11 protein-coding genes and 2 pseudogenes are annotated in these 25713 nt (G+C 70.3%); 8 read left to right on the forward strand and 5 right to left on the reverse strand.

From position 1 onward, the window contains the following. Window positions 1-59: 59 nt before the first annotated feature. Both StrepF001_RS49380 and StrepF001_RS01870 read right to left on the reverse strand, forming a co-directional pair. Entirely contained in the window at window positions 60-1472 is a 1413-nt protein-coding gene (locus tag StrepF001_RS49380) for an amino acid adenylation domain-containing protein (RefSeq protein ID WP_129796517.1), read from the reverse strand. Between the two features lie 116 nt (window positions 1473-1588). Further along, a pseudogene (locus StrepF001_RS01870) lies at window positions 1589-9643 on the reverse strand (amino acid adenylation domain-containing protein); the annotation flags it as partial. 638 nt (window positions 9644-10281) lie between these two features. Here StrepF001_RS01870 and StrepF001_RS01875 point away from each other — a divergent pair. The 6 genes and pseudogenes from StrepF001_RS01875 to StrepF001_RS01900 all read left to right on the forward strand — a co-directional run bounded on the left by StrepF001_RS01875 (window position 10282) and on the right by StrepF001_RS01900 (window position 20751). After that, window positions 10282-15330, forward strand: coding sequence for a non-ribosomal peptide synthetase (locus tag StrepF001_RS01875; protein ID WP_276322795.1), 5049 nt, complete (start codon window positions 10282-10284; stop codon window positions 15328-15330). A gap of 70 nt (window positions 15331-15400) precedes the next feature. Continuing rightward, window positions 15401-16267 (forward strand): annotated as a pseudogene (locus tag StrepF001_RS49385) (AMP-binding protein); the annotation flags it as partial. 290 nt (window positions 16268-16557) lie between these two features. Beyond that, the gene (locus tag StrepF001_RS47195) at window positions 16558-18108 is read left to right on the forward strand and encodes a condensation domain-containing protein (RefSeq protein WP_129796521.1); all 1551 of its coding nucleotides are present in this window, start codon (window positions 16558-16560) and stop codon (window positions 18106-18108) included. Window positions 18109-18171: 63 nt separating this feature from the next. Beyond that, complete coding sequence (locus StrepF001_RS01890) at window positions 18172-18426, forward strand: acyl carrier protein (protein ID WP_129796522.1); 255 nt, start codon at window positions 18172-18174, stop codon at window positions 18424-18426. Beyond that, complete coding sequence (locus StrepF001_RS01895) at window positions 18423-19610, forward strand: acyl-CoA dehydrogenase family protein (protein WP_129796523.1); 1188 nt, start codon at window positions 18423-18425, stop codon at window positions 19608-19610. The genes StrepF001_RS01890 and StrepF001_RS01895 overlap by 4 nt, the downstream gene beginning before the upstream one ends. After that, window positions 19600-20751 carry an HAD-IIIC family phosphatase gene (locus StrepF001_RS01900; protein ID WP_165396138.1) on the forward strand — a complete coding sequence of 384 codons (1152 nt, stop codon included), beginning with the start codon at window positions 19600-19602 and terminating at the stop codon, window positions 20749-20751. Before StrepF001_RS01895 ends, StrepF001_RS01900 begins: the two co-directional genes overlap by 11 nt. Here StrepF001_RS01900 and StrepF001_RS01905 read toward each other — a convergent pair. The 3 genes from StrepF001_RS01905 to StrepF001_RS01915 form a co-directional block, all read right to left on the reverse strand. After that, window positions 20681-21268, reverse strand: coding sequence for a cupin (locus StrepF001_RS01905; protein WP_129796525.1), 588 nt, complete (start codon window positions 21266-21268; stop codon window positions 20681-20683). The genes StrepF001_RS01900 and StrepF001_RS01905 overlap by 71 nt on opposite strands. A gap of 105 nt (window positions 21269-21373) precedes the next feature. Next, a complete protein-coding gene (locus StrepF001_RS01910; RefSeq protein ID WP_129796526.1) occupies window positions 21374-22399 on the reverse strand; it encodes a COX15/CtaA family protein in 1026 nt (341 codons plus the stop codon). Window positions 22400-22587: 188 nt separating this feature from the next. Continuing rightward, window positions 22588-23265 (reverse strand): uracil-DNA glycosylase, encoded by a 678-nt coding sequence (locus StrepF001_RS01915; protein WP_129796527.1) that lies wholly within the window; start codon window positions 23263-23265, stop codon window positions 22588-22590. Window positions 23266-23573: 308 nt separating this feature from the next. On the opposite strand from StrepF001_RS01915, the gene StrepF001_RS01920 reads away from it, so the two are divergent. Together StrepF001_RS01920 and StrepF001_RS01925 are read left to right on the forward strand one after the other, a co-directional pair. Further along, on the forward strand, window positions 23574-24578 hold the full coding sequence (locus tag StrepF001_RS01920) for a BadF/BadG/BcrA/BcrD ATPase family protein (protein ID WP_129797476.1): 1005 nt from the start codon (window positions 23574-23576) through the stop codon (window positions 24576-24578). Window positions 24579-24759: 181 nt separating this feature from the next. Then, window positions 24760-25665, forward strand: a complete 906-nt coding sequence (locus tag StrepF001_RS01925; RefSeq protein WP_129796528.1) for a hypothetical protein — start codon at window positions 24760-24762, stop codon at window positions 25663-25665. The last annotated feature ends 48 nt before the right edge of the window (window positions 25666-25713 follow it).

Below are 25713 nucleotides of genomic sequence, written 5' to 3' on the forward strand. Positions count from 1 at the left end.
TCTTTCGGCGTTACGGATGTCCGGCTCGTTCTGCTCCCGGCCCGTCGGCCGGGTTGCGCTCATGTCGTCTCGCGCGACCGCGGTCGCAGCTTGGGCCTGGCCCGCCCCGGGCTCTTGAGGTTCTCGGCCAGCTCCGCCACCGTCGGCTTGGTGAAGACCGTCCGCAGATCGACCTCCGCGCCCACGACGGTGCGGATGCGCCCGATGAGGCGAGTGGCGAGCAGCGAATGACCGCCGAGCTCGAAGAAGTTGTCGTCGATACCGACCGACTCCAGGCCGAGAACCTCGGCGAAGAGCCCGGCGAGTGCCTCTTCACGGCCGTTCCGCGGAGACCGGGTCGAGGTGCCGGCGCCGGTGTGGTCGGGCGCGGGCAGCGCCTTGCGGTCCAGCTTGCCGTTGGGTGTCAGCGGCAGACCGCCCAGGGCGACGACGGCCGTGGGCACCATGTACTCGGGCAGGCTGCGCCCCAACCGGGTCCGCACGTCCTGCTGGTCGAGGACCGCGCCCTCCTCCGTCACCGCGTACCCGACCAGGCGGTGGTCGCCGGGCCGGTCCTCACGGATCACCACCGCGGCCCCGGCCACTCCGGGGCAGGCTGCCAACGCGGCTTCGATCTCGCCGAGTTCGATGCGGAAGCCGCGCAGCTTGACCTGGTCGTCGGTGCGTCCCAGATAACGCAGGGTGCCATCGGCGTTCCAGGACGCCAGGTCTCCGGTGCGGTACATGCGCGCACCAGCTGGGCCGTACGGATCGGCGGTGAACCGCTCCGCGGTGAGGCCCGGCCGGTTCAGATATCCGCGCGCAAGCCCCGCCCCGGCGAGATACAGCTCACCGGCCACGCCCGGCGGCACCGGCCGCAGCCCCGCATCCAGGACGTACACCCGCGTGTTCGCGATGGGCCGGCCGATCGGCGGGGTGATGTGGGGGTCGCTGTCCGTGGTGCAGGGGTGGAACGTGACGTCGACCGTCGCCTCCGTCGGCCCGTACAGGTTGTGGAGCTGCGCGGGCAGCACGGAGTGGAAGCGCGTCACCAGATGGGCGGGCAGCGCCTCGCCACTGCAGAACACCCGCCGCAGGGACACACAGCGCTCGGCCGAGGGTTCGCTCAGGAACGCGTCGAGCATCGACGGCACGAAGTGCACCGTGGTGACGCCCTCGTTCTCCACGAGTCCGGCCAGGTACCGGGCGTCCTTGTGCCCGTCGGGCTTCGCCAGGACCAGGGACGCGCCCTGCAGCAGCGGCCAGAAGAACTCCCATACGGAGACGTCGAATCCGGCCGGTGTCTTCTGCAGCACCCGGTCGTCGGCCCCGAGCCCGTACTCGGACTGCATCCACCGCAGACGGTTGACGACTCCGGAGTGCGGGACGGTGACGCCCTTGGGGGTGCCGGTGGAGCCCGAGGTGTAGATGACGTACGCCGGGTGGGCGGGGTCGGGTGCGGTGGCCGGGTCGGTGGTGTCCTGTGCGGCCAACTGGTCCTGGAGAGCGGGGTCGTCGAGGAGGACGGTCGGGGTGTCCTCGGCCAGAGGGCGGAGGTGGTGGTGTGGGTCAGGACGAGGGTGGGGCGGGCGTCCTCGGCCATGAACCGGATCCGCTCCACCGGATACCCGGTGTCGATGGGCAGATACGCCGCCCCCGCCTTGAGCACCGCGAGCAGCGCGACCACCAGTTCCGGTGAGCGGGGCAGGGCGAGGGCGACGATGTGCTCAGGGCCCACGCCGTGCTCGGTCAGCAGCCGGGCCAGCCGGTTGGCGCGGGCGTTGAGGTCCGCGTACGTGACGTGGGTACCGTCGGCGATCAGGGCGGTGGCGTCCGGGGTGGCGTGGGCCTGGGCCTGGAACAGCTCCGGAACCGTGCCGGACACAACCGGCGTGGCGGTGTCGTTCCACTCCTCGAGCACCCGATGCCGCTCACCCTCGGACAGGACGTCGACCGAAGCAACGCGCTGACCGGGATCCTCCGCGACCGTGCGCAGCACCCGCAGCAACCGCTCCACCAGCGCAGTCACCGTGTCCTGCTCGAACAGATCAGTGCGGTACGCGACCGATCCGACGATCCCGTCCGGGGAACCGTCGCCGCCGTGCCGCTCGGCCAGGTGCACCGTCAGGTCCATCCGCGCTGCCCCGATACGGGCCTCCTGCGGAGTCGCCTTCGCCCCGGCGAAGGAGAGCTCGCCACGCGGGTTGCTGTTGAAGGCGAGCATGACCTGGAAGAGGGGGTGGTGCGCGAGGGATCGGGTCGGGTTGAGCGCCTCCACCAGGCCCTCGAAGGGCACGTCCTGGTGGGCGTACGCATTGAGGTCCGTCTCGCGGACGCGGTCGAGGAGTTCGGTGAAGGTGGGGTCGCCGGACAGGTCGGTGCGCAGCACCAGGGTGTTGACGAAGAAGCCGACCAGGTCGTCGAGTTCCTCCTCACCGCGGCCGGCGACCGGCGTGCCGATGGGGATGTCCGTCCCCGCGCCGAGACGGTGCAGCAGCACACCCAGGGCAGCCTGCAACACCATGAACACCGTCGTGTGCCGCGACCGCGCCAGGCCGATCAGCGCCCGGTGCACCTCGGCATCCACCCGCACCGGCACCGCACCGCCCTCATACCCGGCCTGCTCCGGATAAGGACGGTCCGTCGGCAGCTCCAGACGCTCCGGGACCCCCGCCAGGGCCTCACGCCAGTAACCGACCTGCGCGGCGAGCAGGCTCTCCGGGTCGTTCTCGTCGCCGAGGAGCTGGTGCTGCCACAGGGTGTAGTCGGCGTACTGGACCGGCAGCGGCGTCCACCTCGGGGCCCGGCCCGCGCGCCGCGCGGCGTAGGCCGCACTGAGATCGCGGGACAGCGGGCCCATCGACCAGCCGTCCCCGGCGATGTGGTGGATCACCAGGACCAGCATGTGCTCGTGCTCGTCGACGGTGAACAGCGAGGCGCTCAGAGGCAGTTCGGTCGCAAGGTCGAAGGGGTGACGCACGGCGCGGTCCACCGCCGCTGCCAGGTCAGCCGCGCGGAGCGTCTCGACGGTCAGGTCGGGGCGGGCCTCGGCGGCCGGGCGGACGTGCTGGTACGGCCGGCCGTCCACCTCCGGGAAGACCGTGCGCAGAGCTTCGTGCCGCGCCACCACATCACTCAGCGCCGCCCGCAGCGCCTCCGCCTCCAGCACACCGGAGATACGGAGCACCGCGGCGCCGTTGTACGTCGAGCTGGGACCCTCGAGCCGGTGCAGGAACCACAGGCGGCGCTGCGCGAACGACAGCGGCATCCGCTCCGGACGCGCCACGGGCACGATCGGCGGGCGCACCGTGGTGCTGCCGCCGAGCAGCCGGGCCAGGCCCGCCACCGTGGGGGATTCGAAGAACGCCTTGATGCCGAGTTGCGCGCCCATGGCGCTGCGGATGCGGCCGATGACGCGAGCGGCCAGCAGGGAGTGCCCGCCGAGGTCGAAGAAGTCGTCGTCGACGCCGACGCGGTCGGGGTCGACGCCGAGGACCTCGGCGAACAGTCCGGCAAGAATCTCCTCGCGCGCATCACGCGGAGCCCGCACCGACGATGCCGACGTACCGCTGTAGTCCGGTGCGGGCAGCGCCTTGCGGTCCAGCTTCCCGTGGGAGGTCAGCGGCAGCCCGTCGAGGACGACGACCGCGGACGGCACCATGTACTCCGGCAGCCGTTCCGCCAGGTGGCTCTGCACCTCGGCGGGGTCGACACTCCCGTCGGTCTCCGGGACGACGTAGCCGACCAGGCGCCGGTCCCCCTCCTGGTCCTCGCGCACCACCGCGGCCGCCTGCGCCACCTGGGCACAGCCGGTCAACGCGGCCTCGATCTCGCCGAGTTCGATGCGGAAGCCCCGCAGCTTTACCTGGTCGTCGGCGCGGCCCAGGAAGACGAGAGTGCCGTCGCTGTTCCAGCGCGCCAGGTCACCGGTGCGGTACATCCGGGAACCGGCCGGCCCGTACGGATCGGCGACGAACCGCTCACCGGTCAGTCCGGGCCGCCGCAGATAGCCCCGCGCCAGGCACACGCCCGCCACATACAGCTCGCCGGGCACTCCGGGCGGCACCGGACGCAGCCCCGCGTCCAGCACATACACCCGGGTGTTGGCCATCGGGCGCCCGATCGGAACCGGCCCGTCCGGCAGCTCGTCGCCCGGCTCGATCCTGAACTCGGTGCAGTTCACCGAGGCTTCGGTGGGGCCGTACACATTCAGGACGGTCACGTCCGGGTGCCCGGCGCGCCACTTCCGCAGTGTCTCGCCGAGCAGCGCCTCACCGCCGAGCAGCAGTTCCTTGCGCGGGGACACCGCCTCCGGCAGGCCTGTCAGCAGCGCCAGGTGGCTGGGCGTGGCCTTGAGAAAGTCGCAGCCGAGGGAACGTATCTCCTCGCTGTCCTCGAGGCCGTCCCGCAGCTCCGCGAGGACCACGCGGCCGCCCGAGACGAGCGGGGTGAAGAGCGCAGTGATCGAGAGATCGAAGGAGAGGGACGTGTGCAGCAGCGCCACGCCCTGAGCCCCCGGGTAGCGGCGGCTGGTGTCGCGCAGGTAGTCGACCACCGCCACGTGCGGAACGGCGACGCCCTTGGGGATGCCGGTGGAACCCGAGGTGTAGATGACGTACGCCGGGTGGGCGGGGTCCAGGGGCGACCTGCGGTCGGCGTCGGTCGGATCGGTGGTGTCCCGTGCGGCCGACTCGCCCTGGAGGGTGGGATCGTCGAGGCAGAGGGTGGGGGTGTCCTCGGTCCAGAGGCCGGAGGTGGCGGTGTGGGTCAGGACGAGGGTGGGGCGCGCGTCCTGGACCATGAACCGGATGCGGTCGGCCGGGTACTCGGTGTCGATCGGCAGATAGGCGGCACCCGTCTTGAGCACCGCGAGCAGCGCGCTGATCATCTCCGGCGAGCGGGGCAGGGCGAGGGCCACGATGTGCTCGGGGCCCACCCCGCGTTCGATCAGCAGCCGGGCCAGCAGGTTGGCGCGGGTGTTGAGGTCGTCGTACGTGAGGTGAACGCCGTCGGCGACCAGGGCGGTGGCGTCCGGCGTGGCCTGGGCCTGGACCTGGAACAGCTCCGGGAGTGTGCCGGACGGGGCGGACACAGCGGTGTCGTTCCACGCCCGGAGCATCTCTTCCTGCTCCGCGGCCGACAGCAGATCCACCGATCCCACGCACTGCTCGGGGTCGTCGAGGAGATCGGCCAGCGCCTGACGGAACCAGCGGCCGATGGCCTCGATGCGTTCCCGGGAGAACCGGGCCGCGTCGAACTGAATGGCTCCGTCGATCCCCTGCGGCTGGCCGTCCGGGCCGAACCGCTCCCGCAGGGTCAGGGTCAGATCCCGGCGCGCGGCCTGCGTGTTCCAGGAGGAGGTCTCGACGGTCAGACCGGGGATGTCGAGCTGCTGCCCCTCGTGGTTCTGCAGCGTGAGCATCACCTGGTACAGCGGCTGATGGTCCGTGGAACGGGTGGGATTGAGCGCCTCCACCACACTCTCGAACGGTACGTCCTGGTGGGCGTACGCATTGAGGTCGGTCTCGCGGACCCGCTCCAGGAGTTCGGTGAAGGTGGGGTCGCCGGACAGGTCGGTGCGCAGCACCAGGGTGTTGACGAAGTTGCCGACGAGGGTGTCCAGTTCCTGCTGCGGTCGACCGGCCGTCGGCGTGCCGATGGGGATGTCCGTTCCGGCGCCGAGGCGGTGCAGCAGGACGGCGAGGGCGGACTGCAGCACCATGAACACGGTGCTGCGATGGCCCTTCGCCACCCGGACGAGGTCCGCGTGCAGGTCCGCCGCCAAGGACAGCTCCGCCACTTCCCCTCGCCGGTCGCCCTCTGCCTTCTCGGCGAGGTCGGTGGGCAGGTCGATGCGGTCGGGGAGGCCGCTGAGGGTGTCTTTCCAGTAGCTGATCTGGGTGGCGAGGACGCTGTCCGGGTCGTTCTCGTCGCCCAGCAACTCGCGCTGCCACAGGGTGTAGTCGGCGTACTGGAGCGGCAAGGGCTCCCAAGTCGGGGCCCGGCCCGCGCGCCGGGTCGCGTACGCGGTGCTCAGGTCGCGGGCCAGGGGGCCCATCGACCAGCCGTCTCCGGCGATGTGGTGGATGACCAGGACCAGGACATGTTCGTCAGCTGTGTCGTTGAGGGTCAACAGCGAGGCGCGCAGGGGGAGTTCGGTTGCAAGGTCGAAGGGGTGGCGCACGGCGCGGTCCACCGCGCCGGCCAGCTCCGCCTCGGTGAGCGTCTCGACGGTCACGTCGGGGCGGGCTTCGGCGGCCGGGCGGATGTGCTGGTAGGGCCGGCCGTCGATGTCGGGGAAGACGGTACGCAGGGCTTCGTGCCGTTCCACCACGTCGTTGAGTGCGGTGCGCAGGGCGTCCGTGTCCAGCGCGCCGGACAGGCGCAGCACCACCGGCACGTTGTACGTGGGGCTGGGCCCCTCAAGGCGGTGGAGGAACCACAGGCGGCGCTGAGCGAAGGACAGCGGCATCGGCTCCGGGCGCGCCACGGGTACCAGTGCCGGCCGGCCGGCCGGGCTCGTGGTGGCCTGCACCACCCGGGCCAGGGCGGCAACCGTCGGTGCCGCGAACAGGTCCCGGATCGCCAGATCCGCTCCCAGCACCGCGCGTACGCGGCCGATCAGGCGCATGGCGAGCAGCGAGTGCCCGCCCAGCTCGAAGAATCCGTCATCCACACCGACCTGCTCGAGGCCGAGGACCTCGGCGAACAGCCCGGCCAGGATCTCCTCGCGCGCATCACGCGGAGCCCGCACCGACGATGCCGACGTACCGCTGTAGTGCGGTGCGGGCAGTGCCTTACGGTCCAGCTTGCCGTTCGGCATCAACGGCAGCGCATCCACGACCACTACGGCCGACGGCACCAGGTACTCCGGCAGACGTCCGGCCAACTGGCCGCGTATTGCGGCCGGTTCGGCGCCGCCTGTGGTTTCGGGCACGACGTAGCCGACCAGACGCTGGTCACCCGGCCGGTCCTCACGGATGACGGCGGCGGCGACGGCCACACCGGCGCACGCCGCCAACGCAGCCTCGATCTCGCCGAGTTCGATACGGAAGCCGCGCAGCTTGACCTGGTCGTCGGCACGCCCCAGGAACTGCAACGTGCCATCACTGTTCCAGCGCACCAGGTCCCCGGTGCGGTACATACGGGAGCCGGCCGGCCCGTACGGATCGGCGGTGAACCGCTCACCGGTCAGCCCCGGCCGGTTCAGGTAGCCGCGGGCCAGCCCAGCTCCCGCCACGTACAACTCACCGGGCGCCCCGGGCGCGACCGGCGACAGCACCCCGTCCAGGACATACGCGCGCACGTTCCCGATCGGTCGGCCGATCGGCGGGACGACCGCGCCGGAGAGAGGCCGGCTCAAGGTCGCGCAGACCGTCGCCTCCGTCGGACCGTACGCGTTGACCATCCGCCGCCCCACGGACCAACGCCCGGCAACATCCGGACCGCAGGCCTCACCACCGACGACCACCGTCGTCGACGCCGGAACGTCGGCCGCGTCCATGACGCTCAGGGCGGACGGCGGCACCATGCAGTACGTCACGCCCGCGGCACGCAGCACACGCGTCAGGGCCTCCCCCGGCGCCAACTCCTCTGCATCGGCCACCACGAGGGCCGCGCCCGACAACAGCGCCAGACTCCAGTCCCACGTCGCCGCATCGAAACTCGGCGACGCGAACTGCAACACCCGGCTGCCCGGACCCAGCCCCAACTCCGGGCCCGAGGACGCCACCAGGTTCACCAACCCGGCATGCGCCACCACCACACCCTTGGGCACACCCGTCGAACCCGAGGTGTAGATGACGTATGCCGGATGCGCGGGGTCCGGTGCGGTGGCCAGGCCGGCCGTCTCGGCATCGGCCAACTGGTCCTGTACGGCGGCATCGTCGAGGAAGGCGGTGGGGGTGCCGTCCGCCCACAGGCCGGCGAGGGTCGTGTGGCTCAGGACGAGCGCTGGGCGGGCGTCCTCGAGCATGAAGCGGATCCGCTCGACCGGGTAGTCGGTGTCGATCGGCAGATACGCCGCCCCCGCCTTCCACACCGCAAGGACGGCAACAATCAGCTCCGGTGACCGCGGCAGCGCCAGAGCCACCAACTGCTCCGGGCCCACACCCCGTTCCACGAGCAGCCGCGCCAGCCGGTTCGCCCGCGCATTCAGCTCACCGTACGAGTACACCGTGCTGCCGTCCGCCGACAGCACCGCCGCAGCATCCGGTGTCTCAGCAACCCGCGCCTCGAACAGAGTCGGTGCCGTGCCCTCCGGCACCTCCACCACCGAACCGCTGCTCCACACCCCCACCACACGCTCACGCTCATCGGCAGACAGCAATTCCACCGCGCCAACCCGCTGATCGGCATCCTCAGCCACAGCCGTCAGCAGGCGGACCAGGCGCTGGGCGACGGCGGTGACGGTGTCGTGGTCGAAGCGGTCGGTGCGGTAGTCCAGCCGCAGCCTGAGGACGTCGCCGGGTGCGACGGCCAGGCTGAGCGGGTAATGGGTGGCGTCGCGGCCTTCCGTGGACGTGATCTTGAGGCCGGCTGTCCGGCGGTCGGCGGAGGTGCCGCGGTCGGCGGGGAAGTTCTCGACGGCCACGACCGTGTCGAACGCTTCGCCGAGGCCGGCGGTCCGCTGGATCTCCGTCAGGCCCAGGTGCTGGTGCGGCAGCAAGGCGCCCTGCTCACCGTGGATGCGTACGGCCAGGTCGGCCCACGTGTCCCCCGCGTCCATCCGCACCCGGACCGGAACCGTGTTGATGAACAGGCCGATCATGTTCTCGATACCGGGGATCTCAGGCGTCCGCCCCGAGACCACGGCGCCGAAGACCACGTCGTCCTGGCCGGTCATCCGGCCGAGGAGGACGCCCCAGGCGCTCTGGACGAGCGTGCTCAGCGTGATGCCCAGACGACGGGCCTGGGCTTGCAGCGCGGCCGTGGTCTCCCGCGGGACCTGCGTGACGAAGCGTTCCGGCAGGGCCGGTGCCGGTGCCGTGCCGTCGGAGACCGCGGCAGCAGCCGGAGTGGACAGCAGGGTGGGCTCCGCGTCGGCGAGCGCGGTGGTCCAGGCCTCGCGTGCGCCGTCGCGGTCCTGTTCGGAGAGCCAGACCAGGTATTCCCGGTAGGGCGTGACGGGAGGAAGGTCGCTGTCGTCGCCCTTGGCGTCGTACAGGGCGAGCAGTTCGCGCACCATGAGGGGCGCCGACCAGCCGTCGACGAGCACATGGTGCTGGGTGATGACCAGTCGGCTGCGGTCGGCCCCGCCTGCGCCGTCCCGGTGCCTGATCAGCGCCATGCGCAGCAGTGGCGGGCGATCGAGGTCGAACCGCCGGGCCCGCTCGGCATCGGCGAAGGCCCGCAGTTCGGCTTCGGCTTGCACGGCGGGCAGACGGGAGATGTCGCGCTCCTCCCACGGCAGCTCGACGTCGCTGGCGACCACCTGGACCGGCTGGTCGAAGTCGTCGATCCAGAACGCGGCCCGCAGATTCGCATGCCGGTCGAGGAGGGACTGACCGGCGGCGCGCAGGGCTGAGGCGTCCACGGCGCCCTCGAAGTCCAGGATCAGCTGTACGGCGTAGACATCCGGTCCCTCGCCGTCGAGCAGGGCGTGGTAGACCAGCCCTTCCTGCAGCGGCGACAGCGGCCAGACGTCCTCGAGCTCATGCGGCATGGCTGATCCACTCTCCGTACTCAGGCGCTATTCGTGTCGGACCGGCCCATGGACAGTGCGCGACCACTTCACCGGAACCGGGCCGCAGCCGGCCGGCCGCCGGCTTCCGCGTCGCCAATGTCTTGCGCAGTGGCGGCATTGGCGTATGAAGGGAGGACCACGATGCATGCCACCGGCATGCAGGACTCTCGGAAAAGATGTCAGTTCGGCTGGTTCGCCTGATCCGCAGAGGGCAGCAAGAAACCGCCAATAAGCCTGACATGCCTGTGAGATCTCCCCCGAGAAGTCATTCCACGGCCACGCTCTCCCCGCGTTGAAAGTCTTCTCGGTCACGCGGCGATGAGCCCGTCCGGACGCTACTACAGTTACTTGAACCTGTCACCCATGATTCCTGCGACCGGACCCGAACGACCCAGCTCAGAGCGGTTTCTGACACCTCGTAAGGTAGATCTCGCCTGCTTGGGTTGTGACGCATTCAACACGGTCAGGGCCATCCTCGGCGGGACACGGGCACCACACTGAATCCGGGTGCGGGACTGCGTGCCGCGGCGCGGTTCGATGTGTAACTATGCAGGCGTCCGGCGAGTGAGCCGGGGTGGGTGCAAGTCGCTGTGGAGGGGCCTGGAGTGCCGGATCCGGTGGATGAACAATGGCCTTTGACGGCTGCCCAGTTAGGTGTCTGGTTTGCCGCATCCCTGGGGCCCGGCGGCTCGGTCTACAACGTCGGCGAGCGCGTCGAGATCCATGGACCGGTCGATCCGGACATTCTCGAGAAAGCGCACCGGATTACCCTGGAAGAAGCAGAGGCACTGCGGCTCGCCATTACGGAAGGCCCGGACGGGCCACTCCAGGTTCTCGGCTCCGTCCAAGCACCCGTGCGCCGACTGGACTTCACTCTCCAAACGGATCCGAAGGGCGCAGCCGAGGCATGGATGCAGTCGGACATGGACACCGCATTCGACCTCACGCAGGGGCCACTGTATGCGCCCGCATTGCTCACGGTCGACCCGAACTTCCATATACTGTACAGCCGTTACCACCACGTCATCATGGACGCCTGGAGCTCCGCGCTGATCACTCGGCACACCGCCCAGGTCTACTCGGCCCTGGTGGCGGATCGACCCGACGACGGTGCTCCACTTCCTTCGTTCCGTAAGCTGCTGGAACGGGAAGGAAACTATCGTAATTCCGAAGAGTACGAAGCCGACCGCCGCTACTGGCTCAAGCGGCTGCGCGATGCACCCGACCCGGTCAGCCTCTCCGGCCGTCCATACCGCAGGCCCGAGAGAATTCTCCGAAACCGCGCCGCGCTCAGTGCACACCTCTCGGATCAGCTCCGTGACGCCGCCACCCGACTCGGCGTCAGTTGGTCAGTGTTGGCGGTGGTGGCAACGGCCGCATACGTCGGCGGCGTCACCGGAGAGAACGCCGTATCCGTCGGGCTTCCCGTGTCCGGCCGCCTGGACGAGGTCGAGCGCAATACGCCGGGAATGACGGTCAATGTCGTCCCCCTCCATATCACGGTGCGGCCCGAACTGCCGTGGGCCAAACTGGCAAAGCAGGTCTGGGCCCAGACCACCCGCGCCGCTCGGCACAGCCGGTACCGCATGGAGGATCTGCGCCGCGAACTCACCTGGATGTCGAAGGAAAACCTCCCCTACGGCCCCGTTGTCAATGTCATGGCATTCGACTACGACATCCACTTCGGCGGCCACCCGGCAAAAGCCAGCAGCCTCTCACAGCGTTACACCGACGACTTCTCCGTCGCCTTCCACGAAGGCGCGCGTGAAGGCGGAATCGAGGTGTACTTCGACGCAAACGACCGCATGTACAGCGAGGCGGAACTGGACGCCCACGTCGCGCGATTCCTGCTCTTCCTGGAGCGAATGGCGGACGCCGGCCCGGACCAGCCGATCGGCTCGGTCAGCCTGCTGACCGCCGATGAGCGTGAGCGTGTGGTGGGGGTGTGGAGCAGCGGTTCGGTGGTGGAGGTGCCGGAGGGCACGGCACCGACTCTGTTCGAGGCGCGGGTTGCTGAGACACCGGATGCTGCGGCGGTGCTGTCGGCGGACGGCAGCACGGTGTACTCGTACGGTGAGCTGAATGCGCGGGCGAACCGGCTGGCGCGGCTGCTCGTGGAACGGGGTGTGGGCCCGGAGCAGTTGGTGGCTCTGGCGCTGCCGCGGTCACCGGAGCTGGTGGTAGCCGTGTTGGCCGTAATCAAAGCGGGTGCGGCGTACCTGCCGGTGGACGTGGGGTATCCGGTGGAGCGGATCCGCTTCATGCTCGAGGACTCCCGGCCGAGCGTGGTGCTGGTGGACTCCGCTTCCGCGGGCCTGCTGCCGGAGCCGACGGGCGAGTGCGCCGTCATTTCCGTGGACGATACGGTGGTTGAGGCTCGGCTGGCCGGCTTGTCGGCGGCTGATCTGACGGACGCGGACCGGCTGGGTGTGCCGGTGCCGGAGCATTCGGCGTACGTGATCTACACCTCGGGGTCGACGGGTGTGCCCAAGGGGGTGGTGACTCACCACACGGGCCTGGTCAATCTCGCCCTGGCGCAGAGCGGGCAGTGGCGGATCGGTGCGGGAAGCCGCGTGCTGCAGTTCGCCTCGCCGAGCTTCGACGCCGCCGCATCCGAGATCTTCACAGCCCTGCTCACCGGCGGGGCACTCGTGGTGGCCACCGCGGAGCAGCTGACACCCGGCGACGCACTGACGACTCTCCTGACCGACGCCGACGTCACCCACTGCACACTGCCGCCCTCCGCACTCAGCGTCATGAACACGGCAGACATCCCGCCGGCAATGACACTGATCGTGGCCGGCGAAACCTGCAGCCCCGACACCGTCGAACGCTGGTCCACCGGGCGACAGATGATCAACGCGTACGGGCCGACGGAAACGACCGTGTGCGCGACCATGAGCGAGCCACTGTCCGGGACCATCGTCCCGCCCATCGGCCGACCCATCGAAAACGTGCGGGCATACGTCCTGGACGGGGGGCTGTCTCCGGTGCCGCCGGGGGTGCCCGGCGAGCTGTACGTGGCCGGGACGGGTGTCGCCCGCGGTTACCTCAACCGGCCGGCGCTGACCGCGGAACGGTTCGTCGCCGACCCCTACGGGCCTGCCGGCTCGCGCATGTACCGCACCGGAGACCTGGTGCGCTGGAACAGCAACGGCACGCTGCAGTTCCTGGGCCGCGCCGACGACCAGGTGAAGCTGCGGGGCTTCCGCATCGAACTCGGCGAGATCGAGGCCGCGTTGACGTCGTGCCCGGGCGTGGCCGGCGCCGCCGCCGTCATCCGGGAGGACCGGCCCGGCGACCGGCGCCTGGTCGGCTACGTCGTGCCCGACGGTCTCGTCGATGTGAGCCAGGTGAAGAAGGCCGTAGCCGCGCGGCTGCCGGAGTACATGGTGCCCGCGGCCGTGGTGGTCGTGGACGCGTTGCCGCTGACTCCCAACGGCAAGCTGGACCGCAAGGCGCTGCCCGCACCCGACTACAGCGCTGCGACTGGATTGCCGCAGGCCCCGCGAGATGCGCGCGAGGAGATCCTGGCCGGACTTTTCGCGGACGTCCTGGGCCTGGAGACACACCAGGTCGGCGTGGACGGCGGATTCTTCGATCTGGGCGGGCATTCGCTGCTGGCGATGCGTCTGATCGGCCGGATCCGCGCGGTGCTCGGAGTGGACCTGGCAATCCGGGACCTGTTCGCGGCACCGACGGTCGCCGCCCTGGCCCAGGTGGTGCAAGGCACGACGAGCGCGGCCGGCCGGCCGGCGCCGGTACCCGTGGCGCGCCCGGAGCCGATGCCGTTGTCGTTTGCGCAGCGTCGGTTGTGGTTCCTGTACCGGCTGGAGGGGCCGAGCCCGACGTACAACGTGCCGGTGGTGTTGCGTCTGTCGGGTGTGCTGGACGCGGAGGCGCTGCGGGCGGCGCTGGGTGATGTGGTGGCGCGGCACGAGGCGCTGCGGACCGTCTTCCCCGATGTGGACGGCCGGCCGTATCAGGACATCCGTCCGGCCGCCGGGGCGCGGCCGGTGCTGGAGGTCGAGACGGTCGCCGAGGCGGAGCTGGCCGGTGCGGTGGACCGTGCGGTGCGGTATGCGTTCGACCTGGCGACCGAACTGCCTCTGAGGGCATCGCTGTTCACCGTCGACGAGCACGAGCATGTGCTGGTCCTGGTGATCCATCACATTGCCGGGGACGGCTGGTCGATGGGTCCGCTGGCTCGTGATCTGAGCACGGCTTATACGGCGCGGTGTGCGGGCCGGGCTCCGGTATGGGAGCCGTTGCCGGTCCAGTACGCCGACTACACCCTGTGGCAGCGCGAGCTGCTCGGGGAAGAGGATGATCCGGCGAGCCTGCTCGCCACGCAGCTCGGCTACTGGAAGGACACCCTGGCCGGGCTGCCGGAGCGCCTCGAGCTGCCCACCGACCGCCCCTACCCGGAGCAGGCCGGGACCGAGGGCGGTGCCGTCCCGGTGCACATCGACGCCGAACTGCACCGCGCGCTGACCGGGCTTGCGCGGTCGCGGCACACGACGGTGTTCATGGTGTTGCAGGCCGCCCTGGGCGTGCTGCTGCACCGTCTCGGCGCGGGGACGGACATCCCCATCGGCACGCCGGTCGCCGGCCGCGGTGAGGAGGAACTCGACGACCTGGTCGGCTTCTTCGTCAACACCCTCGTCCTGCGCACCGACCTGTCCGGCGACCCCACCTTCACCGAACTCCTCGACCGCGTCCGCGAGACGAACCTCAACGCGTACGCCCACCAGGACATCCCCTTCGAGAGCCTGGTCGAAGCGGTCAACCCGACCCGATCCCTCGCCCACCACCCCCTCTTCCAGGTCACCCTGGCCTTCAACAACACACCTCCCACCAGCGTGAACTTCCCAGCAGTGGAGGCCGTACGCGAGGTCGTCGATATTCAGGCGGCCCGTATGGATCTCACGCTCAATCTGGCCGAGCGGCACGACCAGCACGGTTCCCCGGACGGAATCGGCGGCGTGATCACCTACCGCACCGACCTGTTCGAGCAGGACACGGTGACCGCCCTGGTGGAGCGGCTGCTTCAGGTGCTGCGCGCCGTCACGGACGCCCCCGGCCGGCGCATCACCTCGGTCGACATCCTCTCCGGGGACGAGCGGTGCCGCCTGTTGGACGAGTGGAACGACACCGTCACGCCCGTTCCCTGCGCCACAGTGCCCGAGCTGTTCCAGGCCCAGGCCCACGCCACCCCGGACGCCACCGCCCTGATCGCCGACGGCACCCACACCACCTACGACGACCTCAACGCCCGCGCCAACCAGCTGGCCCGGCTGCTGACCGAGCACGGCGTGGGCCCCGAGCACATCGTCGCCCTCGCCCTGCCCCGCTCACCGGAACTGGTGATCGCACTCCTCGCAGTACTCAAGGCAGGCGCCGCCTATCTGCCCATCGACACGGCCTACCCGGTCGACCGCATCCGCTTCATGGTCCAGGACGCCCGCCCCACCCTCGTCCTGACCCACACCACCACCTCCGCCCCCTGGCCCGAGGACACCCCCACCCTCTGCCTCGACGACCCTGCTCTCCAAGCCCAGTTGGCCGCACTCGACACCACCGACCCGGCCACCGCACCCGACCCCGCCCACCCCGTCTACGTGATCTACACCTCGGGTCGACGGGTGTGCCCAAGGGGGGTGTGACTCACCACACGGGCCTGGTCAATCTCGCCCTGGCGCAGAGCGGGCAGTGGCGGATCGGTGCGGGAAGCGCGTGCTGCAGTTCGCCTCGCCGAGCTTCGACGCCGCCGCATCCGAGATCTTCACAGCCCTGCTCACCGGCGGGGCACTCGTGGTGGCCACCGCGGAGCAGCTGACACCCGGCGACGCACTGACGACTCTCCTGACCGACGCCGACGTCACCCACTGCACACTGCCGCCCTCCGCACTCAGCGTCATGAACACGGCAGACATCCCGCCGGCAATGACACTGATCGTGGCCGGCGAAACCTGCAGCCCCGACACCGTCGAACGCTGGTCCACCGGGCGACAGATGATCAACGCGTACGGGCCGACGGAAACGACCGTGTGCGCGACCATGAGCGAGCCACTGTCCGGGACCATCGTCCCGCCCATCGGCCGACCCATCGAAAACGTGCGGGCATACGTCCTGGACGGGGGGCTGTCTCCGGTGCCGCCGGGGGTGCCCGGCGAGCTGTACGTGGCCGGGACGGGTGTCGCCCGCGGTTACCTCAACCGGCCGGCGCTGACCGCGGAACGATTCGTCGCCGACCCCTACGGGCCTGCCGGCTCGCGCATGTACCGCACCGGAGACCTGGTGCGCTGGAACACCGACGGCACCCTGCAGTTCCTGGGCCGCGCCGACGACCAGGTAAAACTCCGCGGCTTCCGCATCGAACTCGGCGAGATCGAGGCCGCGTTGACGTCGTGCCCGGGCGTGGCCGGCGCCGCCGCCGTCATCCGCGAGGACCGGCCCGGCGACCGGCGCCTCGTCGCCTACGCCGTACCCGGTACCGGCACCGATCTCCAACCCACCGCACTGCGCGACCAGCTGACCGAACGCCTGCCTGACTACATGGTGCCCTCCGCCATAGTCGTCGTGGACACGCTGCCGCTGACACCCAACGGCAAGCTCGATCGCAAGGCCTTACCCGCACCCGACTACACCAGCACCACCCCACCCGCGCCCCCAGCACCCCGCAGGAGAAGACACTCACCACCCTCTTCGCCGACGTCCTCGGCCTGGACCCCGCCCATGTCGGCGTCGACGACGGCTTCTTCGCCCTCGGCGGCGACAGCATCAGCTCCATCGTCCTCGTCAGCCGCGCCCGCGAACACGGCCTCGACCTCTCCCCCCGCGACATCTTCCAGCACCAGACACCCAAACAACTGGCCCATACAGTCCGCCCGTTGGCGGACGGCGCCAGCGCATCGGAGGCGGACGACGGCACCGGCCTGGTGCCGCTCACGCCCATCATGCGGTGGCTCGTCGAGCCCGAGCACACGTACGAGGCGTTCTTCCAGTCGCGGCTGGTCCAGGTCCCTGCAGGAATCGGCCGCGGCCGGCTGGTCGACATCCTGCAGTCCCTCATCGACCGTCATGACGTGCTGCGGGCCCGTCTGACGCGGGACGGCGACCAGGGAGACTGGGCCCTGCGCATCCCACCGGCACGGAGCCCGCAGGCCCGCACGGCCGACGAGGCCCTGACCCGGGTGGACTGCACCGGTGCGACCGCCGCCGAGCGTGAACGGCTGCTTGCCGGACAGGCCCGACAGGCACCCAGCCGTCTGGCGCCGCGCGACGGGGTCATGCTGCAGGCCGTCTGGTTCGACAACGGCTCCGAGGAGCCGGGCCGACTGCTGCTGACGATCCACCACCTGGTGGTGGACGGCGTCTCCTGGCGGATCCTCCTGCCCGACCTCGCCGTCGCAGGCGCGGCCGTACTCGCCGGGAATGCACCGGAGCTGGCGCCGGTGCCGACCTCCTTCAAGCGCTGGGCGGAGCAGCTGAGCACCCTCGCCGGCGAGCAGCGCAGCACTGCCTCCCTGCAGCACTGGACCGAGACCCTGTCCGTCTCCGAACCACCCCTCGGGGTCAGGGCGTTGAGTCCGCGCGACGATACGGCGGAGCAGCTCGACACACTGCGCGTCACGGTGCCGGTGGGGTTGTCGGAGGCGCTGCTGACGCGGGTGTCGACCGCGCTGCACGCCGGGGTCGAGGACGTACTCCTGACGGCGTTCGTGCTCGCGCTGGCCCACTGGCGGACCGCGCGCGGCGTGCCGGGCGCCTCCGGTGTCACATCCGTCCTGGTCGACGTCGAAGGGCACGGCCGGGAGGACCTGTTCGCGGGCGCCGACACCTCGCGGACGGTGGGGTGGTTCACCGCCATGGCCCCGGTGCGGCTCGATCCCGGCAGGGTGTCCTGGGGCGAGGTCGGGCGCGGCGGGCCGGCCGCCGGGCGGGCTCTGCAGCGGATCAAGGAGCAGCTTCGAAAGGCGTCCGAGCTGCGGACCACCTATGGCCTGCTGCGCTATCTCAACCCGGAGACCGCGCCGGTGCTCTCCGCGCTCCCCGGAGCGCAGGTGGCGTTCAACTACTTCGGGCGGATCGGTGGGGGCCGTACCCACTCCGCGGGCGACTGGCAACAGGTGGACGGCAATCCGGCCACCGGCGGCCTCGACCCCCGGATGCGTCTGACGCATGCGCTGATGGTGAACGCGGCGGCGACGGACGGCCCGTCGGGGCCGGAACTGTCGGCGACCTGGTCATGGCCGTGTGACGTGCTGGCACGCGAGGACGTGGAGCGGCTCGGCGAGGGCTGGGTGAAGCACCTCGAGGCGCTGGCCGCGCACGCCGACGGCCCCGATGCGGTCGGCCGGACGCCGTCGGACCTCTCCCTCGTCAGCCTCAGCCAGAACCAGATCAGCCGGCTTGAGAAGAAGTGGCGTTCGAGGCGGTGACGCCCTTGCGCGCGTTCCCGCCACCGCCCTGTTTGATCATGAGAGTTGGAGTGTGATGTCGCAGTGACTGCCGTCTATGAGGACGAGGCCGTCCGATCCCGTGTTCTTGAATTCCTGTTGCGGTATGTGGACGACCCGGCCGAGCTGGAAGGCATGCAGCTGATCACCGGCGGGGTCCTCAGCTCGCTGGCCACCGTTGCGCTCGTCAGTCACCTTGAGAAGGAGTTCGGCATCGAGGTGGACGACGACGATCTGGAGATCGAGAACTTCGACACGCTGGACAGCATCGTGCAGTTCGTGCAGGGGAAGCAGGTATGAGTCAGCCGCCGCCGACCGCGGACGAGCTGGGACGGCTGCTGCTGCCGCTGGCCGACGAGATCGAGGCCGCGAGGGCGGTTCCCGAGGGGGTCCTGGAGACGGTCGCCCGGTCCGGTGCGCTGGCCGCGATGGTGCCCGCGCAGTATGGTGGACGGCCGCTGAGCTACCAGGAGTACGGCGAGCTGAACCGGGCGGTGGCCCGCACCTCGGCGTCGCTGCAGAGCCTGCTGACCGTGCACGGGATGGTGTGCGCGAGCCTGAGCCGCTGGGCGCCGGAGCGCACCCGGCAGCGGCTGCTGCCGCGCCTTGCCTCCGGTGAGCTCCTCGGGGCGTTCGGCCTCACCGAGGACAGTGCGGGCAGCGACGCCCAGGCCATCGAGACAACGGCGACGCCGGACAACCCGGCCGGCGCCGGTGCGGCGGATGCCGTGTGGCGCCTGGACGGTGTGAAGCGCTGGCTGTCCTTCGGCCAGGTCGCGCACTGCTTCCTGGTCTTCGCCAAGCACGGCGACCGCAGCGTGGGCTTCCTCGTCCGGCGGGACGACCCGGGGGTGACGGTGGTCCCGAGCCGTCGCACCAGTGGCTTCCGCAGCGCCATGCTGGCCGACCTGCACCTGGACGGCTGCCGCGTTCCCGCCGACCGCATGGTTGGCCGCCCCGGCTTCGGCGTGGCTCAGGTCGCAAGCGGTGCCCTGTCGTTGGGGCGGCTCTGTGTCGCGTACGGCTCCCTGGGGCTCGCCGAGGCATGCTGCGACGCGATGCTCGGCCACACCAGCAGCCGCAAGCAGTTCGGCGGACGGCTGATCGATCTGCAGCTCGTCCGGGGTCTGGTCAGCGACGCCGTGCTCGACACCGAGGCGGCGCGGCTGCTGTGCGAGCAGGCGGCGCGGGCCATGGACGCCCAGGACGACTGGCTGATCCACCATGTACTGACCGCCAAGCTGGCGGCGTCCCGCGCGGCGGACACGGCGGCCTCGGCGGCGGCCCAACTGCATGGCGCGGCAGGCCTGGTGGACGGGGGCCCGGTGGACCGCTGGGTGCGCGACGCACGCGTCATGCAGGTCATCGAGGGCAGCACGCAGCTGCTGCAACATCTGCTGGCGGAGGAGAGCCTCCAGCGTTTCCGGGTACGCCGCCGCCACCCGCGGTATCCGTTCGCACAAGGAGCTGATCGTGTCGAGTGAGCTGGTCAAGTGTGTCGTCTGGGACCTGGACGACACCGTGTGGGACGGCGTTCTGTCCGAAGGGTCCGGAGTGGAGCTGCGGCCCGGCGTCCGTGCGCTGATCGACGCGCTCGACCAGCGCGGCATCCTGCAGTCGATCGTCAGCAAGAACGACGAGAAGGCAGCGCTCGCCGAGCTTGAACGGCTGGGCATCCGCCACTACTTCCTCGTCCCGCATGTCTCGTGGCAGCCGAAGTCCGAGCTGGTCCAGGACATCGCACAGCGGCTCAACATCGGGCTCGACACGGTGATGTTCATAGACGACTCCGCCTTCGAGCGGGCCGAGGTCGAGTTTGCGCATCCGCAGGTGCGGTGCGTGGACGCCGCGGAGACCGCGGACCTGCTCGACCGGCCGGAGTTGTCCCGGCCGGTGACCGAGGACGGGCGCACCCGCCGGACGATGTACCTGCAGGCGGAGGAGCGCAGCGAGTACGAGAAGTCGTTTGCCGGTCCGCAGATCGAATTCCTTCGATCGCTGCAGATGCGCCTCACCGTCGCGGTGGCGACCCCCGCGGACCTGGAACGCGCCGCCGAGCTGACCGAGCGCACGCACCAGCTCAACACGACCGGTCTGACGTTCTCCAAGGCGGAGCTGCGCGAACTGATGGACCGGCCGGACCAGACGCTTCTGGTCGCCCGGCTCGAGGACCGCTTCGGCGCATACGGCACGATCGGCCTCACCCTGGTCGGCAGGACGGCCCAGGAGTGGCGGATCCGGCTGTTCCTGATGTCCTGCCGCGTGATGGGCCGCAACGTCGGCGGCGCGATCCTGCGCTATCTGGCCCAGTCCGCCGAGGCCGAACAGGCGCGTCTGACGGCGGACTTCAAGCCCACCGACGTCAACAAGCCGATGTACACCGTCTACCGTCTGGCAGGCTTCAAGAAGACCGCGGCCGAGGGCCCCGCACAGGCCCCGGCCTGCAGCACGGCTACCCCGACTACCTCGAGTTGTCGCTGCCGTCGTCCTCTTGACACCCGATGCAGTTCTGCGGGGGGACAGCGCTCTCAATGCCTCTGTCTCCCCGCTGGGCTCACGCAGCCACCCGCGCCGCCAGGAGCGCATCGAAGTCCGGGAATTTCAGGGCGATGTCACTGCCGGTGAAGTTCCCGACCCACCCGTCCTCTTCATGAAAGAAGCGGACGACGGTGAATGACGGCGAGGCCCCCATGTCGAACCAGTGCCTGGTCCCACGCGGCACCCCCAGCAAATCCCCGGCCTCGCACAGCACGGCGTGCACTTCACGGTCGACGTGCAGATAGAAGGCTCCGGCCCCGGCGACGAAGAACCGCACCTCATCGTCATCATCGTGCGTGTGCTCGCTGAGGAACTTCTTCCGCTCGGCCTTGGCGGTCAACCGCCACCCGAGATCCTTCCGCGGCCGCAACCCGACGACATCAACGGTGGCAAACCCCTCAGCAGCGACCAACCGATCCACTTCGTCCCGATACGCGCTTAACACCGCCCCGGGCTCGGGATCTTCGGGCACCTCGTCACGCAGCGACCACTGTTCATATCGGACTCCGGCGGGTGCCAGCACAGCGGCAATCTCACCGGGATCGGTGGTACGGCGTACGACGGTGCCGGGGCCGGATTCCGGCCACGTGATCAACAGGGTCATTGCACACTCCTCACGGCACAGGCAACTGCATCGACCACGGTAACTCCTTGATCGGTTCCCGGGGATGCGGTCGACGAAGCACCCCCGCTGTGCCGCGAGCCCTGGTCAGCGACCGGCATGTGCTCCGGCAGGCCGAGCCGCCTCCCCGGCCTCCTCGAACGGCTCGCTCCCAGCCGACTCCGCGCTGTCTCCCGGTACGGCTGCGTCGGGCAGTCCGGCACGCTCGCGCTGCGCGAGGAAGACCCGCAGCACTGCGATCCACACCAGGCACGAGCCGAACATATGGACGCCGACGACCAGCTCAGGCAGATGCGTGAAGTACTGCACGTATCCGATCACGCCCTGTCCGAGCAACACCGCCAGGAGCTCCAGCACCCGGCGGCGGACGGCGGACGGCGCCGACACGGCGCGCAGCGCGAACCAGAGCGCCACGGTCAGGCCCACCACGATGTAGACGAAGTCCACGTGCAGCTGGGTGATCTCCTGCCAGTCCAGCGGGATGCGCTGCACCTTGCGCGCGTCGCCCGCGTGCGGTCCGGCGCCGGTCACCACGGTGCCGATCACGATCAGTGCCGCGGTGGCCGCGACCAGCAGCCAGGTCAGCTGCCGCAGCGGCCGGGACACCAGGTCACGCGCCGGGGCATCCCCTTCCCGGGCGCGCTGCCAGGTCAGCACGGCCACCGTGAGCAGCGCCGTGGACAGCAGGAAGTGGGAGCTGACGATGTACGGGTTGAGGCCGGTCAGCACGGTGATGCCGCCGACCACGGCATTGCCCATGATGATCCAGAACTGCGCCCAGCCGAGCCGGGTGAGATCACGACGCACCGGCGTACGCGCCCGGGCGGTCAGGATCACCAAGCCGGCCACGGCGCACATCAGGTAGATCATCATTCGGTTGCCGAACTCGATGACGCCGTGGATGCCCATGTCAGCGGTCGGGGTCAGGCTGTCGTCGGTGCACTTCGGCCAGGTCTCGCAGCCCAGCCCGGATTGGGTGAGCCGCACCGCGCCACCGGTCACCACGATGAGGACGGCCGTCATCACCGAGGCCAGCGCGGCGCGTCTCACCGTCTGCACGGAGGGCTGCCAGCGACGGGCAATCAGCTCGAGCGGATTCAGCGAATTCAGCACTGGGCCATGCTACTTGGGACCTTGTGCACGAATTCACGAAGGGTCAGGGCCCGCCCCCAGAGGCGGGAGAGACTGCCGGGCGCCTAGGGCCTGCCCGGCGGATCATGCCGGAATCGCGGGGCCTGGCACGCCCATCTGCGCCGATCAGTCACCGCCCGTTGGAGCCGGTCTGATCCGCCGGACAGGCCCTAAGGCAGTCGCCAGTCCACCGGCTGTGCACTCTGCCGCAGGAGCAGATCGTTGGCCCTGCTGAACGGACGCGAGCCGAAGAAGCCCCGGTCCGCCGACATCGGCGAGGGATGAGCGGACTCGATCGCCGGAAGATCCCCGAGCAGGGGGCGGAGATTGCGGGCGTCGCGCCCCCACAGGATGGACACCAGCGGCTTTCCGCGCGCAACCAGCGCTCGGATGGCCTGGTCCGTGACCTCCTCCCACCCCTTGCCCCGGTGCGCCGCCGGCTTGCGCGGGGCCGTCGTCAACGCTCTGTTGAGCAACAGCACCCCCTGCTGGGTCCAGGGCGTCAGATCGCCGTTGGACGGCCTGGGCAGTCCCAAGTCGGAGTGCATCTCCCGGAAGATGTTCTCCAGACTGCCCGGCAAGGAACGCACCTCGGGCGAGACGGCGAAACTCAACCCGATGGCCATCCCCGGCGTGGGGTAGGGGTCCTGGCCGACGATCAGGACCCGAACGTCGTCGAAGGGCTGCTGGAAAGCCCGCAAGACGTTCTGCCCGGCTGGCAGGTAGGTCCGGCCGGCCGCTATCTCGGCCCGGAGGAAGTCCCCCATGGCAGCGATGCGGTCGGCCACAGGTTCGAGAGCCTTCGCCCAGCCTGCTTCAACGAGTTCATACAAGGGTCGTGGTGCCACGGCGCGTCACTCTACTGGTACGCACCGGACGCCGGCACAAGCAGACAAGCCCCGCCCACGGCCGCCGCTCCGGGCGCTACTCTTCCTCCTCGTCGAGATCGTCGAGATCGCTGAGATCGCCGAGATCCTGAGCTCGCTGAGATCCTGAGCTCGCTGAGATCCTGAGCTCGCTGAGATCTTCGAAGCCGGTCGAGCAGATCGCACAGCCGGTCGCCGGGAAGGAGGGGAGCTTGTCGCGTCCAGTGGTCAAGCAAGCCCCGTCGGCTTCCCGGGCGGCTGCGGCCTCCGCCCCGGGGCTCTCGCATGAGGTGAGCCGGCTCGACGGGCCGGCAGCCGCTGGGGAATCCGCGTTCCTCGCCGTCGACTCGGGAGGCTCCGGCCTGCGGGCCGTCGTGGGCACCGTCGCGCGAGGGCCGCTCGCCCTGCGGGAGTCGGCGGAGCCGGTCCGCACCGGGGCGCGGGGGATCGACGCCGGGCACTTCATGCAGCAACTCGTCCCCATGGTCCGGGCGTTGACGGCCGAGGCCGGGATCACCGCGCTGGACACGGCTGTCGTCGGCGCGGCGGGCTTCAGCACGCTCGGCGACGATCTGCGTGCCGGACTTCCCGCGGCCCTGCACCGGGAATGCGGGATCCGGACCGTGGCCCTCGCCGCCGACGCCGTCACCGCCTACACAGGCGCCCTGGGCCCCAGGCCCGGCGCCGTGATCGCCGCCGGTACCGGACTCATCGCGATCGGCACGGACCTGACGCGATGGCGTCGCGCGGACGGCTGGGGCCATCTGCTGGGCGACTGCGGCAGCGGAGCCTGGATCGGCCGGGCCGGTCTTGAGGCCGCACTGCGCGCCCACGACGGGCGGGAGGGCGGTTCGGCCCCGCTGCTGGAGTGCGCCGAGGAGATGTTCGGCCCGATGCCGGGGCTGCCCGCCCAGGTGTACCCGCGCTCGGACCGTCCCGCCGTCCTCGCCTCCTTCGCCCCCGGTGTGGCGGCCTGCGCCGACGACGGCGACCCCGTCGCGGTGCACGTCCTGCGCGCAGCCGCCCGGCACATGGCCGATTCAGCGGCCGCCGTGTGCCCCACGAAGGGCGAGCCCCAGGTCGCCCTCACCGGGGGCCTGTTCAAGATGGGCGCCGCTCTCCTCGTACCACTGGACGAGGAACTGACGAAGCGGCTGCCCCACGCCCGCCGGGTGGCGGCCGAGGGCGATCCGCTGCAGGGGGCGGTCCGTATCGCGGCCGACCTGACGGCCGGGGCGCTCACCCTGCCGGGTGACGACAAACTGCTGTACGTGGTGGCCGCCCAGGGCGACTGATCCCGGCACGGCGCATATCCGATATGTGGCACTTGAGGTCGCGCAGTTCATCAGTCATCTCACACAAACGCGCTGATCACTTATGATCCGTACGTAACTCATCAGACAAATCCGGACGGATACCGCTCACCTGCACCCTCCCCGAACAAGGGAGCCCAGGAAGCCAGTAACATGCGGCGCCATGAGCTCCCCCACTGGGCCCGCGTCCGGCCTGCCAGTACGAATGCCGCGCCCAGCCCGACCCGAGCCCCTGGCGGCTCCCGAGGGCGCGCCTGCGCTCGTCCTCGCGGTTCCGGGCACGCCCAGCGTGGCCGCGCGCAGCCTCGCCGAGGAGGTCGTGAGCATCGCCCGCTCCGAGCTGCCCGGCCTCGACGCCCGGATCGGCTACGTCGAGGGTGATGACGCGGAGTTCCCCACGCTCCAGTCGGTGCTGGCGTACGCCGCCGACGAGCGCACCGCCCGCTATGAGCAGGCGCGCGCGGCCGGTGTGGAGGTCAAGGAGCCCGACGGCCCGGTCGCCGTTGTGGTGCCGCTGCTCGCCGGTCCGGACAGTGCGCTGCTGCGCCAGGTCCGCCAGGCCGTGATGGACAGCCGCGTCGCGGCCGAGCTGACCGATGTGCTCGGCCCGCACCCGCTGCTCGCCGAGGCCCTGCACGTGCGCCTGTCGGAGGCGGGCCTGGCCCGCGCCGACCGCGCCCGGCTGTTCACCGTGGCCACCGCCGCGGACGGCATCATCCTGGCCTCGGTGGGCGGCGAGGAGGCCGTGCAGGCGGCCGGGATCACCGGCATGCTGCTCGCCGCGCGGCTCGCCGTGCCGGTGATGGCGGCGGCGCTGGACCAGGAGGGTTCGATCGCGTCCGTCGCGGAGCAGCTGCGTTCCTCGGGCTCGCAGCAGCTGGCGCTGGCGCCGTACCTGATCGGCCCCGAGATCGACCCGGGCCTGGTCGCGGAAGCCGCGAAGGAGGCGGGCTGCTCGGCCGCCGAGCCGCTCGGCGCCTACCCGGCCATCGGCAAGCTCGCCCTGGCCAAGTACACGACGGCGCTGGGCATCGCCCCGCAGCAGCCGCAGGGCGCTCCGGTCCGCTGAACCGGCCGTCACCCGCAGTCGTACGACGAGGGCCCGCTCCGCACGTAC

Source organism: Streptomyces sp. F001, assembly GCF_004187715.1.
In the GTDB taxonomy this organism is placed as follows: Bacteria; Actinomycetota; Actinomycetes; order Streptomycetales; family Streptomycetaceae; genus Streptomyces; species Streptomyces flavusporus.

What these genes read in the sequence shown, in the direction of transcription:
- StrepF001_RS01895 (WP_129796523.1), top strand. Translation starts at nt 18,423, where the DNA reads ATGAGTCAGCCGCCGCCGACCGCGGACGAGCTGGGACGGCTGCTGCTG.
- StrepF001_RS01905 (WP_129796525.1), bottom strand. Translation starts at nt 21,268, where the DNA reads ATGACCCTGTTGATCACGTGGCCGGAATCCGGCCCCGGCACCGTCGTA.
- StrepF001_RS01925 (WP_129796528.1), top strand. Translation starts at nt 24,760, where the DNA reads ATGAGCTCCCCCACTGGGCCCGCGTCCGGCCTGCCAGTACGAATGCCG.